Below are 14,633 nucleotides of genomic sequence, written 5' to 3'. Positions count from 1 at the left end.
CGGCCTCGGCGTCGAGGAAGCCGTGCTCGCGCATCCAGTCGTCGTTGTACGTTTTCGACAGGTACCGGAAGCCGCTGTCCGGCAACAGGATCACGACCACGTCCTCGTCCGACAGATCCGCGCGGTGCGCCTCCAGCCAGTCGAGCGCGCCGGCGACGGCCATCCCGCACGACTGCCCACAGAACAGGCCCTCCTCGCGCGCCAGCCGCCGCGTCATCGTCATCGCCGTCGCGTCGTCGACCTGGACGTAGTCGTCGACGAGCGAGAAGTCCATGTTGCCCGCCAGGATGTCCTCGCCGACGCCCTCGGTGTAGTACGGGTAGATCTCCGACTCCTTGAACTCGCCCGTCCGCCAGTACTCGGCGTAGACGCTGCCGAAGGGGTCGACGCCGACGGTCGTGAGGTCGGGGTTCTGCTCTTTCAGGAAGCGTGTCGTGCCCGAGATGGTGCCGCCCGTGCCGGCGCCAGCGATGTAGTGCGTGATCCGGCCGTCGGTCTGCGCCCACAGCTCCGGGCCGGTCGTCCGGTAGTGCGCCTCGGCATTCGCCGGGTGGTCGTACTGGTTGGGGTAGAACGAGTTGGGGATCTCTTGGCTGAGCCGCTTGGCAACCGAGTAGTACGAGCGGGGGTCGTCCGGGGCCACGTCCGTTGGGCAGACGATGACCTCGGCGCCGAGCGCGCGGAGCACGTCGGCCTTTTCGGGGCTCTGCTTGTCGGTCGTGGTGAAGATGCACGAGTAGCCCTTGGCGATGGCGGCGATCGCGAGGCCGGCGCCCGTGTTGCCGCTCGTCCCCTCGATGATGGTCCCGCCGGGCTGGAGCTGCCCCTTGGCCTCGGCGTCCTCGATCATCGCGACGCCGATCCGGTCCTTGACCGAGCCGCCGGGGTTAAAAAACTCGACCTTCGCGAGCACGGTGCACGGGAGGTCGGCACCGAGGGCGCGAAGCTTGACGAGCGGCGTGTTGCCGATCGTGTCGAGGATGGAGTCGGACCACATAGCGGGAGCGTGTCGGGGGGCCTGGAAAAGTACGTGCGCCCCTTCCGGCCACTGGGGGCCAGGCGTGAGGAGAACGCGGATTGGCGCGGGCGCGGGCCTCTCCCCTGCCCTACTGGTCCTCTTCGACCCGCTCCTGGTGCTCGGCCTCCGACTCGTCCGCTTTCGCCTCGGCGGCGTCCTCCACCATCTCGCGCCCCGCGTCGAGCTCGGCGGTCTCCGCGTCGGGGCCGGACTGGAGCGGCGCGGCGGCCGGGTCCATCTCGAGCTCGATCAGGATCGGGAAGTGGTCGCTGCCGACGGCGTCGAGGCGGCGGAGCTCGACGAGCGAAAAGTGGTGGGAGTGGAACACGTGGTCGAGCGGGTAGCGCAGCCACCAGTGCTCGGCGTGGAACGTCGAGAACGGCCCGCGGCCAACGCGGGGGTCGAGCAGGCCGGAGAGCGTCTGGAAGAGGCGCGTCGTGTGGCTCCACGCCACGTCGTTGAGGTCGCCCGCGACCACGACGGGCCCGTCGATCTGTGCCACGTCGCGGCCCGCGAGCACGAGCTCGGCGTCGCGCAGCGTCGAGTCCTGGGCGATGTCGGGGCGCGGGGGGCGCGGGTGCAGAAAGACGAGCGAGACCGGCTCGCCGGAGCGGAGCTCGGCGGTCAGGTACAGGCTCGGGACCTCGGGCTCGACGAGGTGGCGGACCTCGGTCTGCGTCAGCGGCAGCTTCGAAAAGACCAGCATCCCATACGTGTCGTCTTGGGGCACGAGCACGGTATGCGGATGCGTCTCGGTCAGCGCGCCGGCGGTCATGGCCCACCAGTCGTCGGCCTCGACGGCGACCACGACGTCGGGGTCGGCGTCGCGGATCACCGACAGCCAGCGTTCGCCGTCTCGGTTCTGCATGAGCACGTTGCTGGCGACGAGCCGCAGGCGGCGGTCGGGGCTGGCGAGCATCGGCTCCGCATCCCGGGTCTGGACCCTCCACACCGGCGAATACGGGAGCATCTGGACGGCCTGGAGGGCGACGGCGACGCCCAGCGCCGCCACCAGCACCCAGCCCCAGAGACCCAGGCCGCCCGCCACCACGGCGACGGCCACGAGTGCCACCCACACGACGGCCGCCGCGCTGGCGATCTGCAAGCGCGGGAAGTCGAACATCCGCACCCACCACGCGTGCGACCGGGAGAGCGGCAAGACCGTCACCACGACGAAGAGCGCGGCGAGGATGAGGAGGACGGTCTGGAGCACGCGGGCGACGGGTGGGGCCGTGCCAACGCGCGCCGCCGCCGCCGCGGTCCCGCACGGCTGGCGAGCGGCTCAGGTGCGGAAAAACTGCTTGCCCTGGAGCTGGCGCACGAGCCCCCGGAATTCGAGCTGCAGGAGGTACACGAGTGCTGACGAGGTGTCGAGGTCGGCGTCGGCGCACACGGCGTCGAGCGGGCGGGGCTCGGCCGAGAGCGCGTCGAGCAAGCGGCGCTCGATGGCGGTGAGGTCGGCGGGCAGCGAGACCGGCTCGGCGGCCGGCGCGATCCCCGCTTGTGGGGCCACCTCCGCCAGCACGTCGGCCGCCGACATGACCAGGGCGGCGGCGCCCGCCTGGATCAGCCGGTTCGCGCCCGGCGCGTCGGCGAAGACGGAGCCCGGGACGGCGAAGACGCCCCGGTTCTGCTCCAGCGCCAGCGCCGCCGTCAGCAGCGCGCCGCCCGTCTCGCGCGCCTCGGCGACCACGGTGGCGAGGCTCATGCCCGAGACGATCCGGTTGCGGCGGGGAAAGTTGGCCGCGTCGGGCGCGGCGCCGAGCGGGAGCTCGGAGACGACCGCGCCCAGGTCCCGGTCGAGGATCTCGCGGACCGTGCCCGCGTGGCGCGCCGGGTACAGCACGTCGACCCCGGAGCCGAGCACGGCGACCGTCCGCCCCCCGGCCGCGACAGCCGCCCGGTGCGCGGCGATGTCGATCCCGTACGCGAGCCCGCTGACGACGGTCACACCGGCTCGGGCGAGCTCCTCGGCGAACGCGCTCGCGACGCGCTTCCCGTAGTCGCTCGCCTTCCGCGTGCCGACGACGGCGACCGCGAGCGTGTCGGCCGGATCCAGGCGGCCCCGGACCCACAGATGCGCGGGCGGGTCGTAGACCTCGCGGAGTCGCGCCGGGTACGCGTCGTCGTCGAAGGCGACCAGCTCGGCGCCGACGGCGTCGGCGCGCGCGAACTGGGCGTCGACGGCGGGCCCGTCGTCCCAGGCCCGGATGGCGGCGGCGGTCTGGGGGCCGACGCCCTCGACGCGCCTCAGCGCGGCGGCCGAGGCCCGGAACGCGGCGGCGGCGTCGCCGAAGGCCGCCACGATCGCCCGGGCGCGCGTGCCCCCCACGCCCGGGACGAGCGACAACGCAACGAGGGCCCGGCGCGCGTCGGCGTCGAGCCCTCGGTCGGATTCGCGGGCAAACAACTCGGCCACGGCGCCAACTTAGTGGCGACACCGCAAACGGCTAGCGGCCCGTCATCCGGATGTCGCCGTAGTAGGCCGTCGCGCGGTTGCCGGTGTTGTCGGCGTCGGTCATGATGGCGATGCCGGCGATCGGCGGGGGCGCCTCGCCGAAGGCGGCGCGGTAGTCGCGGACGAGGTCGCGCGACGCCGACCGCCACGTCCCCACGTTCGCAGGCCCGGCCTCGACGGGGATCATCTGGACCCAGTCGGTGAACGGGTTGGGCGAGATACCGGACGCGCCAGGCTGGCTCGCCCAGACGTAGCTCAACGCGCGGACCGGGACGTTGTCGTAGCCCAGGGCGCGGAGCGCGCGGTACTTGACGCGGTCGGCAAAGCCCAGGTCGGCGGGGTCGTAGTCGAACAGGACGTAGATCCGTGCCGCGTAGTCGTCGCCGCTCTTGCGCCGGAGGTCCCCGCCCTCGACCACGTTGTCGACCTTCCAGCGCCAGCGCAGGACGGGGAAGCGGTCGGCGTCGACGTCGAACCGACGGACGAGGCCGGAGGCTGAGGCGTTCGCGTCGGCACGGACGACCGTCGTGCGGCCGTCGCGGACGAGCCGGTAGTCGCTGGGACGGGCGTCGCCGAGCCGCATCGGCTCCCAGCCGTTGACAGCGCCCCCGGGGCGCATGTTGGAAAACGAGGCCACGACGTAGTCGGGCAACGTGAACGCGGAGAGGGCCAGGACGGCGAGGCCGACGAGGGCGAGCGCGAGGGAGCGGAGACGGGTCATGGGGCGGAGGGGCGGGATGCCTCCTGGAACGGGGCGGCCGAGACGCCCGGTCCTAGCGCCTCGTAGGACGGACACCTTCCCTCCCGTCAGTCCCCTGCGCGTTCGACCGTCACCCGGGTCACCGTCGTCGTCCCCCGGACCACGCCGCCCTCGGCCAGCGTCACGCGGTGCGGCACCACCAGCCCGTCGACCACCCGGTAGTCGGCGAGCACGACCTCGACGTACACGCGGTCGCCACCGCGCGCCAGGAACGTCGTCAGCCGGACGGGGCGGGCCCGGGCGTCGAGCTTGATCAGCACGGGCTCGGCCAGCCGGGGCGCGCGGATTCGCAGGAGCCCGCTGCCCAGGTCGCGGACGGTCAGCTGGCGGTGCCGCAAGGCGATCGCGATCGGGTCGAGCCACAGCGCCGCGCGGACCTCGGCCGTGGCGGAGGGCCCGAGGGCGACGGCGTCGTCCCCCTCCCCGGCGACGGCGCCCCGCTCCGTCAGCGCGACCACGCGCGGCTCGCCACCCAACGTCGACCGCCACCGCGCGGACTGGCGCCGGATCGTCCGCCGCGACGGGACGACGACGGCCTCGCCCGCGAGTGTCGCCCGCGTCTCGGCGCGGACCTCGACCGACACCACGTCGGCCCCGACGCCGAGCGCGAGCGCGACGGCGTCGAGCGGCGACTGGGCGCTGGCGGGCGTCGCCACCCCGACCAGCGCGACCGACGTCAGCAGGGTCAAGCGGAGCGCTCTCATCGGACGACCGCCCCGGGCTCGCCCGCCGTCTCGACCGGGATCAGCACGCCGTCGCGGTTCTCGGCGAACAGGATCATCCCCTGGCTCTCGAGTCCCCGGATCGTGCGCGGCTTCAGGTTGGCGACGACCACGACCGTCTTGCCCACCAGGTCGTCGGGCGCGAAAAACTCCCGGACGCCGGACAGGATCTGGCGCGTCTCGAAGCCGAGGTCCACGTCGAAGCGGAGGAGCTTGTCGGCCTTGGGGTGGACGTCGGCGGCGACGATGCGGCCGGCGCGCATATCCATGGGCGTGAACGCGTCGAAGGTGATCTCATCGGCCAGGTCCGCGAACGGCGCGGCGGCGCTGGACGCCTCGTCGTCGGGCTCGTCCGGGTCGTCGGTGGCGGCGACCGAGCGGTCCGCGAGCAGTTGGCGCTGGGCCTCGACGGCGGCGTCCTCGACTTTCTCGACCAGGATGCCCGGCTCGCCGAGCGCGTGCCCGGCGGCGAGAAACGCGGTCCCGGCGTCGTCCCATCCGAGCCCCTCAGCCCCCGCCTTCTCCGACGAGCGGACACCCGTCAGCGCCAGCATCTCCCGCAAGCGCGCCGCGAGCGTGGGGACGACGGGCTCCAGCAGGATCGACAACCCGGCCGTCACCTGGAGGGCCACGGCGACCGAGTTGCGCATCGCCTGCGCGTCGGTCGTGCGCGTTTTCCAGGGCTCGGTCTCTTGGAGGTACTGGTTCCCCTTACGGGCGAGGTCGACGGTGAGTGCGACGGCCTCCCGGGTGCGGTACCCGGTATAGGCGTCGGCGATGGCGGCGGGGGCCGCCGCGAGCGCGTCGAGCATCGCCCGGTCGGCATCGCTGGGCTCCGCCAGCGCGGGCACCTGCCCGTCGGTGTAGCGCGTAGCGAACGTCAGGGCGCGGTTCACGAAGTTGCCGACGACGTCCGCCAGCTCGCCGTTGACGCGGTTCTGAAAATCCGACCACGTAAAGTCGGCGTCCTTCGTCTCGGGGAGGCCGACGGCGAGCGCGTAGCGGAGCGCGTCGGGCTCGAAGGCTTGGGCGGCCTCGGCGGCCCACACGGCCCAGCCGCGGCTCGTGGACAGCTTGCGCCCCTCGAGGTTCAGAAACTCGTTGGCGGGGACGTTCTCGGGGAGCACGAACGGCCGCTCGGTCGCGCCGGCCGCGTTCGCGGCCATCAGCGTGGCCGGGAAGATCAGGCAGTGGAAGACGATGTTGTCCTTGCCGATAAAGTGGACGAGCTCGGGCGCCGTGCCGTCGTCGTGGACCTGCCAGTAGCGCTGCCAGCGGTCCGGGTCGCCGGTGCCGGCGGCCCACTCCTTGGTGGCCGAGACGTAGCCGATGGGCGCGTCGAACCAGACGTAGAGCACCTTGCCGCCGGCGTCGCCATCGACGGAGTCGGGGACGGGGATGCCCCAGTCGAGGTCGCGCGTCATGGCGCGGTCGCCGAGCCCGGCGCTCAGCCAGCTTCGGACCTGGCCCAAGACCGTCGGGCGCCAGCCTTCGCGGCTGTCGATGTAGGCCTCGAGGTCGGCTTGCATGTCGCCGAGCGGCAGGAACCAGTGCGTCGTCTCGCGGCGCTCGGGCGTGGCGCCGGACAGCGTGCTCCGGGGCTCGATCAGGTCGTCGGGCGCGAGCGCGGAGCCACAGTTTTCGCACTGGTCGCCGTACGCCTCGGGGTGGCCGCAGACGGGGCACGTGCCCGTGACGAAGCGGTCGGCGAGGAAGAGCTCGGCCTCGGGGTCGTAGAGCTGGGTCGAGGTTTTGCGCGTGAAGCCGCCCGCCCGCTCGATGGCGGCGAACAGCTCGCGGCTCGTCTCGTGGTGGACCGGCGCCGACGTGCGACTGTACACGTCGAAGGCGATCCCGAACCGCTGGAAGGCCTCTCGGATCTCAGCGTGGTAGCGGTCGACGATGGCCTGCGGCGTGGTCCCCTCGCGCCGGGCGCGGATGGAAATCGCGGCGCCGTGCTCGTCGGACCCACAGACGTAGACCACGTCGCGGCCGGCGAGGCGCTGGTAGCGGACGAACAGGTCGGCCGGGAGGTACGCGCCGGCGAGGTGGCCGAGGTGGAGCGGCCCGTTCGCGTAGGGCAGCGCGGAGGTGACGAGGAGCGGGCGGTTGGGCATGTCGGCGGAGGGGGGCCGGGAAGCTACCGACCGGCGCCGGGGCGGTCCGTGGCCAGGCGTTCGGGGCTGGCGCAAGGGGTCTACGGCGTCCCCTCTCCCCTCGGGAGAGGGACAACCGACAGGTCGGCGCAGCCAGGGTGAGGGTGTCTCAACTGCGGGCGCAAGCCGGTCCGCTGGCGCGAGCAGCCCGGCTGGCGCAAGCCGGTCCCCCTCCCCCGACCCCTCCTCCCCGCCTGCGCGGGGACAGGCTGGGAGGGGAGGTTTCTTCGGGAAGCTCCGTTGGCCTGCTTACGCCAGCAGGTCCGACCGGGAGCGCAGTCCCTGTTTCATCCGTCGACGGGGAGGGTTCAGGGATGGCCGCGGACGACGCCAGCAGGTTGCCCGGTGGCGCATTCCCGGAAGTGTCACGGACCCGGGCCGGGGGCCCCGCTAGCTTCACCGCTTCCACACCCGAACCCCCATGCCCCGTTTCCTCCTCCTCGCCCTCGCGGTGGCCGTCGCCGGCTGCGCCGACTCGGGCAGCGCCGGCGGCGGCGACGTCGACACCGACGACCTCGACGCCTTCCAGACGTTCTCGTACAGCGCCGGCTTCCAGTCGGGCGAGCAGTTCGTCGCGCAGGACTCGTCGTTCAACTTCCAGCGGTTCCTCGACGGGTTCAACGCCGGGCTGGCGGGGGACTCGGTCGAGATCGCGTACGCGCTGGGCTTGCAGTTCGGCTTGCAGGTCAACGCCGACACGACGGGCCCGCTGAGCACGCTCGACCGCGACCTGTTCCTGGCCGGCATCCGGCAGGCGCTCGCGGGCGACTCGTCGCGCGTCTCGGAGGACGCCTTCCTGGTGGCGCAGGCCGCCGTCGAGGACTCGCTCATGCTGCGCAACCTGCGCCGCGAGGCCGCCACGAACCCCCAGGCCCAGCAGCAGCTGGACCGGATCGCGAGCAACGCGGCCATGGCCGACTCGTTCTTCACCGCCGTCCGCGGCCGCGATGGCGTCCGCGAGCTGGGTTCCAACGGCGTCCTCTACATCTCCACGGCGACCGGCGACGGCGCCTCGCCCCAGCGCGGCGACCGCGTGGCGGTCCGCTACCAGGGCCGCTTCCCGAACGGCGACGTGTTCGACGAGTCGGGCGACGAGCCGACCGTCTTGCCGATCAACAACGTCGTCAACGGCTTCCGCGACGCCCTGCTCGACATGCGTGAGGGCGGCTCGCGGACGGTCTTCATCCCGGCCAGCCAGGCGTACGGCCTGATCGGGCAGCCCGGCCAGGGCGGCCAGGGCGGCATCCCGCCGAACACGCCGCTCGAGTTCGACATCGAGCTGGTCGAAATCTTGGACGCCCAGATGCAGCAGCTGCCCCCGGGCTTCGGCGCCCCCCGATAGCACCCTCGGCACGGACGGCGAGCGGGCCGCTCCCTCCGGGGGCGGTCCGCTTTTTTGTGTCTCCGTCGCGGCCGGTGCCGGTGTGAAGCCGAGTCGGCGTCAGCGGGTAAGCGATCCGTGCGCCCGCCCGTCCGGCCGGCACGCTTCCCAACGAACCATGACGATGACCAAAGCCGAATACACCACGCGGGGCCCGGTGCCCCAGGACGTGATCGAGGCGGTGCCCTTCGAGGCGCCGGACCTGGCCGAGGGGCAGGTGCTACTCGAACTGCTGGCCGCGCCGATCAACCCGTCGGACCTGTTGATGCTGACGGGGCAGTACGGCATCCTGCCGCCGCTCCCTGCTGTCGGCGGGAGCGAGGGCGTGGCTCGCGTGGCCACGCACGGGCCGGGGGTCACGGCGCCAGCGATCGGGCAGACGGTGTTGCTGCCGGTCGGCTCGGGGACGTGGGCGACGCACCGGGTGGCTGAGGCGGCCTCGCTGGTGCCCCTCCCCGACGTCGACCCGGTGCAGCTGTCGATGCTGACGGTCAACCCGCCGACGGCGCACCTGATGCTCAGCGAGTTCGTGGACCTGGAGCCCGGCGACTGGGTGATTCAGAACGCAGCCAACTCGGGCGTGGGCGCGTACCTGATCGCGCTGGCGTCGCTGCGGGGGCTGAAGACGGTCAACGTGGTGCGGCGCGAGTCGCTGGTGGCGCCGCTGATGGCGGCCGGCGCGGACGTGGTGCTGGTGGACGGCGTGGTCGACGGGCTGGGCCTGGCCGAGCGCGTGGCGGCGGCGACCGACGGCGCGGCGATCCGCCTCGGCGTCGACGCGGTCGGGGGGGCAGCGACGGAGCGCCTTGGGCAGGCGCTGGGCGACGGGGCGACGCTCGTCACCTACGGGGCAATGAGCGGCGAGCCGTGCACGCTGTCGCCGGCGCTGCTGATCTTCAAGCAGCTGACGGTGCGGGGCTTCTGGCTGGCGCAGTGGTACCGGACGACGCCGCCGGCGCGCCAGCAGGAGGTGCTGGGGATGCTGGCGGGGCGGATCGCCGCGGGCGAGCTGTCGGCGCCGATCCACGCGACGTACCCGGTGTCGGCCATCAAGGAGGCCGTGGCGGCGGCGGCGGGCGGGCGGCGCGACGGGAAAGTCGTCGTCGTCGGCGAGTCGCTGAGGACGTAGGCGCGAGCGGGCCGTCGCCGGGCGGAGCGGTGCCGGACCGCCAGCGGGACGCCCGTCTACGGGGGCGGCCTGCGTCGCTGGTGGGGTCCCCCCGCCCGCCCCTACCCGTTCTCCCCCGTGGGCGGGACTCCGAAGTGCTGGGAGGACCGATCACTCCGCGTGCACGCGTGCTACCCGGGTTAGGTCTGCCAACGAGGTGCGCGGCCGCCTTGATTCGTCCCGGCGTCCGCGGGGATCTTGCCTCTTTCGTCGGGCTCGCTGCGCCTCGGCGAGCCGCGAGTTATTCGACAGCCTTCTACCGCCGCGCTTTCCTGGATGCCGAGTGCCCTAGCCCTCCGTCCCGCCACCCTCGCCGACGCCGACCATCTCCGGCGGTGGGACGAGCAGCCCCACGTCGTCGCTTCTGGCGCGGGCGGGGACTGGAATTGGGACGCTGAACTCGCCCGCTTTCCAGACTGGCGTGACCTATTCATCGCCGAGGCCGACGGCCGTCCCGTCGGGGTCGTCCAAGTCATCGACCCCGCCCGTGAGGAGAGTCGCTACTGGGGGGATGTCGCTTCAGACCTACGGGCGATCGACATCTGGATCGGTGAGGCGTCAGATCTGTGCAAAGGACTTGGGACGATCATGATGCATCGTGCGGTCGACTGCTGTTTCGCGGTTCCCGATGTTGCGGCCGTCCTCGTCGACCCGTTGGCAACCAATACGCGCGCGCATCGCTTCTACGAGCGACTGGGGTTCCGCTTCGTCGAGCGCCGCGATTTCGACGGCGACGACTGCTTTGTGTACCGGCTAGACCGGGCCGATTTTGCCCGCGCCGCGTAGCCCGCCGCTGCTCTCCGATGACGCGCGTGGGCGCCCTCGCTTCGACCGGCCATCGGCGCTTTAGCTTGTCCGGCCATCGTGCTGTGTACTCTGGGTGGGTGAGCGGCTCCCGTAGCTTCAGCGCATGACCGATACCGGAGACCATCAAGCCTCGCCTCCACCGGAGCCGCCCGCAGCGCGCCCGAGGCGTGCCGCCACGTTCATCGGTCGGCTGGCGGGGGCACTCCGCGATCAGAACTGGGCCGCGGTAGGGATCGAGTTTTCCATCGTGGTGCTGGGGATCTTCGTCGCCTTGCAGGCTGACAACTGGAATCAGAAGCGCCAAGAGAGGCAACTCGAGCAAGTCTACATCTCGAGACTGATCGACGAAACAAATGCCAGCCTGGATATCCTGAGGACGCACGAAAACATATTTGAGAACAAAATTAGATTCATTCTAGAATTGCCCGACTTGCCCTTGAACGACGCCTTCGCGCAAGGACCTGAGGCGTTCATGCACCAGCTCGATTACTCGACCTACGTGCAGACCCCGAACATGCGATCGGAGGCTTACCAAGAGCTTGAAAGCTCGGGCCGCCTGGCACTCCTTCAGGACTCGCGTCTCCGCAACGCCATTGCCAGCACACACAATGACTACAGGTCAACCCAGCCTGTGTTCGCGGAACCCATCGGAGACTACCGACGCCTTCTCTTCGAAACCTTACCTGGTCGCTCTTATTACGACTACCGCGTTGGCGCTGGAATGGCAGACACAACGACCGTCCTTGCCTCCGTCGATAAGTTCAGGGATGACCCACGGTTCGAATCAGCTGCCAATGCGGAGGTCACCTACGGATCTGACGCCCTTTTCTACATGCGCGAGTTCAGGCATCGATATGAGGAGATCCTACTCCTCCTCCACGCGGGCAGTTAGTCACGGATCCGCCTAATCCTGCCCGCCGACGAGGCTTTCAGCGTTGTCGCGTTGCCCACCTCGGGCGCAGCCTCCGATCCGAACCACCGCTTGCGGTCGGTGTCCCCCGCGGGTGGGCCGCAACCTGTTCTCCTGCCCCGGCCTACCCCGCCTCGGCGACAAGGTGCAAGACCTGCGTCCCGTAGCGCTCCCACTTGGCGGGGCCGACGCCGGAGACCGCCAGCATCTCGTCCTGCGACGCCGGGCGGGCGGTCGCGACGGCGCGCAGGGTGCGGTCGTTGAAGATGACGTAGGGCGGGACGCCGCCCTCTCGCGCGAGGTCAGCGCGCCAGCTCCGCAGGGTCTCGAAGAGCGCCTGGTCGTCGGGCTCGAGGGGCGTGTCGTCGGCAGTACCTGACCGCTTGCGCGAGCCGCCCGCGTTGAAGGCGGGGACCTTGACGTCAATCGTGTCGCGGTGGTCGAGGGCCTGGTCACCGAGCGGCGTGAGCTCGACGACGGGGTACTCGTCGCCGCCGATGCGGAGGTAGCCCTTGAGCAGGAGGTCTTTGTACACGGCGTCGATGGAGCCCTGGCCGACCATCTGGAGCCGGCCGTAGTACGGGTGGCTCTCGTACTTGTCCATGCCCTTGGCCTTGGAGCCGGCCAGGATCTTCGCCAGCGTCAGGCGGCCGACGGGCCAGCGCATCCGGCGGACGGCGTCGAGCAGGCCGAGCGCGACGCGCGCGTCCATCGTGAGCTCGTCCCACTCGGGGACCTCGCCGGGCTCGCGGTTTTCGATGCGGGCCTGGGCGCGGCAGGCGTCGCAGCAGTCCTCGGCCGGCACGTCGGTCTCGGCGTCGTCGCCGAAGTGATCGAGGATGGCGCGGCGGCGGCACGCGGCGCCTTGGGCGTAGCGGACGATGCCCATCAGGCTGGCCGACTGGTCCTCGCGGTGCTTGTCGACCGACTTGAGCGCGCGGGACACGGCGGCCTGGTTCCAGTCGCGCGGCGCCCACCGCGAGGGCCCGACGCCCTCGGCGCGCTCATCGAGCGCGTTCGCGAGGACGAGGCGACGAAGCACATTCGGGAGCTTGCCCGCGTGGACGCCTGTCGCCTCGGCCATGCGGAGCTGGAAGTCGGCGTCGGAGACCCGGATCTCGTCCTCGGGGTTGGGCGGCAGCATCTCGGCGGCGCGGCGGACGTGGCCGTGCACCTTGCGCAGGTCGTCCATTGTCGGCGCGCCCTGCTCGATAAACCACTCCTTGAGCTGACGGTCTTGCGGAGCGTAGAGCAGGAGCGCCGTCGCCGGGGCCCCGTCGCGACCTGCGCGGCCGGCCTCCTGGTAGTAGCTCTCGAGCGTCGACGGAATCGACCAGTGGGCCACGAAGCGCACGTCGCCGCGGTCGACGCCCATGCCGAAGGCGTTGGTGGCGACGACGGTGTCCAGACGCCCGGCGACGAACTGCTCCTGGACGTGGGCGCGCTCGGCGTCGGGGAGGCCGGCGTGGTACGCCTCGCACGGGCGGCCGACCTCCTCGCGGACGAACCGCGCCAGCGCCTCGCAGTCCTTGCGGGTGGCGACGTAGATCAATCCCGCCTGATCCTCGTGCTCATTCAGAAACCGGTGGAGCACCTGGCGCTTCTGGTCGGCCGAGGCGGTCGACTTGACGACGAAGGCGAGGTTGGGGCGGTTGAAGCCGGTGACGACGCGGGCGGGCTCGCGCAAGTCGAGCTGCTCGGCGATGTCGCCCTGGACGCGCGGGGTGGCCGTCGCGGTGAGGGCCACGCACGGCGGGTCGCCGATGCCCTGGCGGGCGGAGGCGAGGGCGAGGTAGTCGGGCCGGAAGTCGTGGCCCCACTGGCTCACGCAGTGCGCCTCGTCGACCGCGAGGAGAGCCACGCCGACCTCGCGCAGGCGCCGCTGGAACGACGCCAGCCGCAGCCGCTCGGGCGCGGCGTAGACCATCCGGAGGTCGCCGTTGCGGAGCTGGGTGAGCACCTCGCGCTGCTCGGTCTGGCTCTGCGACGAGTTGACGTAGGCGGCCGAGATGCCGCGCGCCCGGAGCGCGTCGACCTGGTCCTTCATCAGCGCGATCAGCGGCGACACCACGACGGTGACGCCCTCGGGCTTGAGGAGCGCCGCGAGCTGGTAGACGAGGCTTTTGCCGGCGCCGGTCGGCATCACCACGAGCGTGTCGCGGCCGTCGAGGACGGGCGCAATCGCCTCGGCCTGCCCCTGGCGCAGGCCCTCGAACCCGAAGTGCTCGCGCAGGGCGTCGCGGACGGCGGCGGAGGGCGGGGCGGCGGGGGCGGACATCAGGGCGGGCACGGTCGGGGGCGGCGGGTCGGCCCAGGATCGGCCCGGGCGGCTGACAGGTCGGGTGTCAGAGACGCCAAGGTACCGGCCGGGCGCGAGCGGCCCGAGCGCTCCCCAACGTAGGACGGACACACCATCGGTGTGTCCCTACCCAACGTGTTGCTTGTCGACTCGCGCTCCCGCCTTTCACCGTGCCATCTTGAGCGGAGGGCGCAGACCGGAGTCGAAGGATCTCCGTCGCGCACTGCGTCGCGTTCGCGCTGGAGCCCGACGTTGCTCGGCTGAGATCCTTCGACTCGCTGCGCTCGCTCAGGATGACAACCTGATCGCGCGAGCCTGCTTCCAGCCACCGCTAGTCGAAAAACTCGACGGTGAGGCGGACCGACACCTCGCCGGTCGCCGCGCCGGTCCGGTCGAAGCCCGCGAGCCGGATCGTCTGGGCCCGGCCGGTCACGCGAGCGGGCGCGAGGTCGAACAGGGTGAACACCTCGGTCTCCCCCATCGGGTCGTCGCCCGTCGTCGGGTCGTAGTCGAACAAGGCGACGTAGAGGGGGTTGCCGAGGTCGCGGACGATGTAGCCCGGCTCGACGTCCCAGATCAGCGGCAGGTCGCGCTCGTCGACCGACTCGTACCACGGCTGGTCCGACCCCAGGGCGAACACGTCGACGTCGTCGCGAGGGTTGAGGCGGTCGGCGCCGGGGTCGGTCTGGTAGTCGACGAAGGCGTCGAACAGGCGGAAGTAGACCTCGGGGCCGTCGGCGAGCGGGGTCGAGCCGTCCCAGCCGTCGCCATTCGGGTCCGCGAGCGGCGCCGTCTCGACGACGACGCGCGAGATCACGGCCGTGCGGGGGACGCCGTCGCCGTTCGTGTCGCAGGCGGCGAGCGTGAGGACGGCGGCGAGGAGGAGCAGGGCGCGCATCGGAGCGGGGCGTTGGGGGGACGGGGACGCTACGGAGGAAGCCGTGCCCCGTCTCC

Annotated in this window: 11 protein-coding genes and 1 pseudogene; 4 read left to right on the top strand and 8 right to left on the bottom strand. The window is 71.6% G+C overall.

The features are described 5' to 3' along the window. Positions 1-4: 4 nt before the first annotated feature. The 6 genes and pseudogenes from ACLIRP_RS04595 to metG form a co-directional block, all read right to left on the bottom strand. Positions 5-997, bottom strand: a pseudogene (locus ACLIRP_RS04595) (pyridoxal-phosphate dependent enzyme); the annotation flags it as partial. Positions 998-1,106: 109 nt separating this feature from the next. Beyond that, positions 1,107-2,231 carry an endonuclease/exonuclease/phosphatase family protein gene (locus tag ACLIRP_RS04590; protein WP_412062782.1) on the bottom strand — a complete coding sequence of 375 codons (1,125 nt, stop codon included), beginning with the start codon at positions 2,229-2,231 and terminating at the stop codon, positions 1,107-1,109. 69 nt (positions 2,232-2,300) lie between these two features. After that, positions 2,301-3,437 carry a DNA-processing protein DprA gene (gene dprA / locus ACLIRP_RS04585; RefSeq protein WP_412062781.1) on the bottom strand — a complete coding sequence of 379 codons (1,137 nt, stop codon included), beginning with the start codon at positions 3,435-3,437 and terminating at the stop codon, positions 2,301-2,303. Positions 3,438-3,468: 31 nt separating this feature from the next. Beyond that, complete coding sequence (locus tag ACLIRP_RS04580) at positions 3,469-4,197, bottom strand: DUF3047 domain-containing protein (RefSeq protein WP_412062780.1); 729 nt, start codon at positions 4,195-4,197, stop codon at positions 3,469-3,471. A gap of 86 nt (positions 4,198-4,283) precedes the next feature. Then, positions 4,284-4,940, bottom strand: coding sequence for a hypothetical protein (locus ACLIRP_RS04575; protein WP_412062779.1), 657 nt, complete (start codon positions 4,938-4,940; stop codon positions 4,284-4,286). Next, positions 4,937-7,075, bottom strand: coding sequence for a methionine--tRNA ligase (gene metG / locus ACLIRP_RS04570; protein WP_412062778.1), 2,139 nt, complete (start codon positions 7,073-7,075; stop codon positions 4,937-4,939). The genes ACLIRP_RS04575 and metG overlap by 4 nt, the downstream gene beginning before the upstream one ends. 460 nt (positions 7,076-7,535) lie before the next feature. Here metG and ACLIRP_RS04565 point away from each other — a divergent pair, with 460 nt between their 5' ends. From ACLIRP_RS04565 to ACLIRP_RS04550, 4 genes are all read left to right on the top strand, one after another. Beyond that, a complete protein-coding gene (locus ACLIRP_RS04565; protein ID WP_412062777.1) occupies positions 7,536-8,456 on the top strand; it encodes an FKBP-type peptidyl-prolyl cis-trans isomerase in 921 nt (306 codons plus the stop codon). A 163-nt stretch (positions 8,457-8,619) separates the two neighbouring features. Next, complete coding sequence (locus tag ACLIRP_RS04560; protein ID WP_412062776.1) at positions 8,620-9,624, top strand: zinc-dependent alcohol dehydrogenase family protein; 1,005 nt, start codon at positions 8,620-8,622, stop codon at positions 9,622-9,624. 315 nt (positions 9,625-9,939) lie between these two features. Continuing rightward, positions 9,940-10,449, top strand: a complete 510-nt coding sequence (locus ACLIRP_RS04555) for a GNAT family N-acetyltransferase (protein WP_412063690.1) — start codon at positions 9,940-9,942, stop codon at positions 10,447-10,449. Between the two features lie 124 nt (positions 10,450-10,573). Further along, entirely contained in the window at positions 10,574-11,362 is a 789-nt protein-coding gene (locus ACLIRP_RS04550) for a DUF6090 family protein (RefSeq protein WP_412062775.1), read from the top strand. Positions 11,363-11,504: 142 nt separating this feature from the next. On the opposite strand, the gene ACLIRP_RS04545 is transcribed toward ACLIRP_RS04550, so the two are convergent. Both ACLIRP_RS04545 and ACLIRP_RS04540 read right to left on the bottom strand, forming a co-directional pair. Next, on the bottom strand, positions 11,505-13,658 hold the full coding sequence (locus ACLIRP_RS04545) for a RecQ family ATP-dependent DNA helicase (protein WP_412062774.1): 2,154 nt from the start codon (positions 13,656-13,658) through the stop codon (positions 11,505-11,507). Between the two features lie 352 nt (positions 13,659-14,010). Continuing rightward, the gene (locus ACLIRP_RS04540; protein WP_412062773.1) at positions 14,011-14,577 is read right to left on the bottom strand and encodes a hypothetical protein; all 567 of its coding nucleotides are present in this window, start codon (positions 14,575-14,577) and stop codon (positions 14,011-14,013) included. Between the last annotated feature and the right edge of the window lie 56 nt (positions 14,578-14,633).

The organism is Rubrivirga halophila (assembly GCF_046845755.1).
Lineage (GTDB): Bacteria > Bacteroidota > Rhodothermia > Rhodothermales > Rubricoccaceae > Rubrivirga.
The sequence above is the reverse complement of the archived record's forward strand: the minus strand, read 5'-3'. Positions and strand labels throughout refer to the sequence as shown.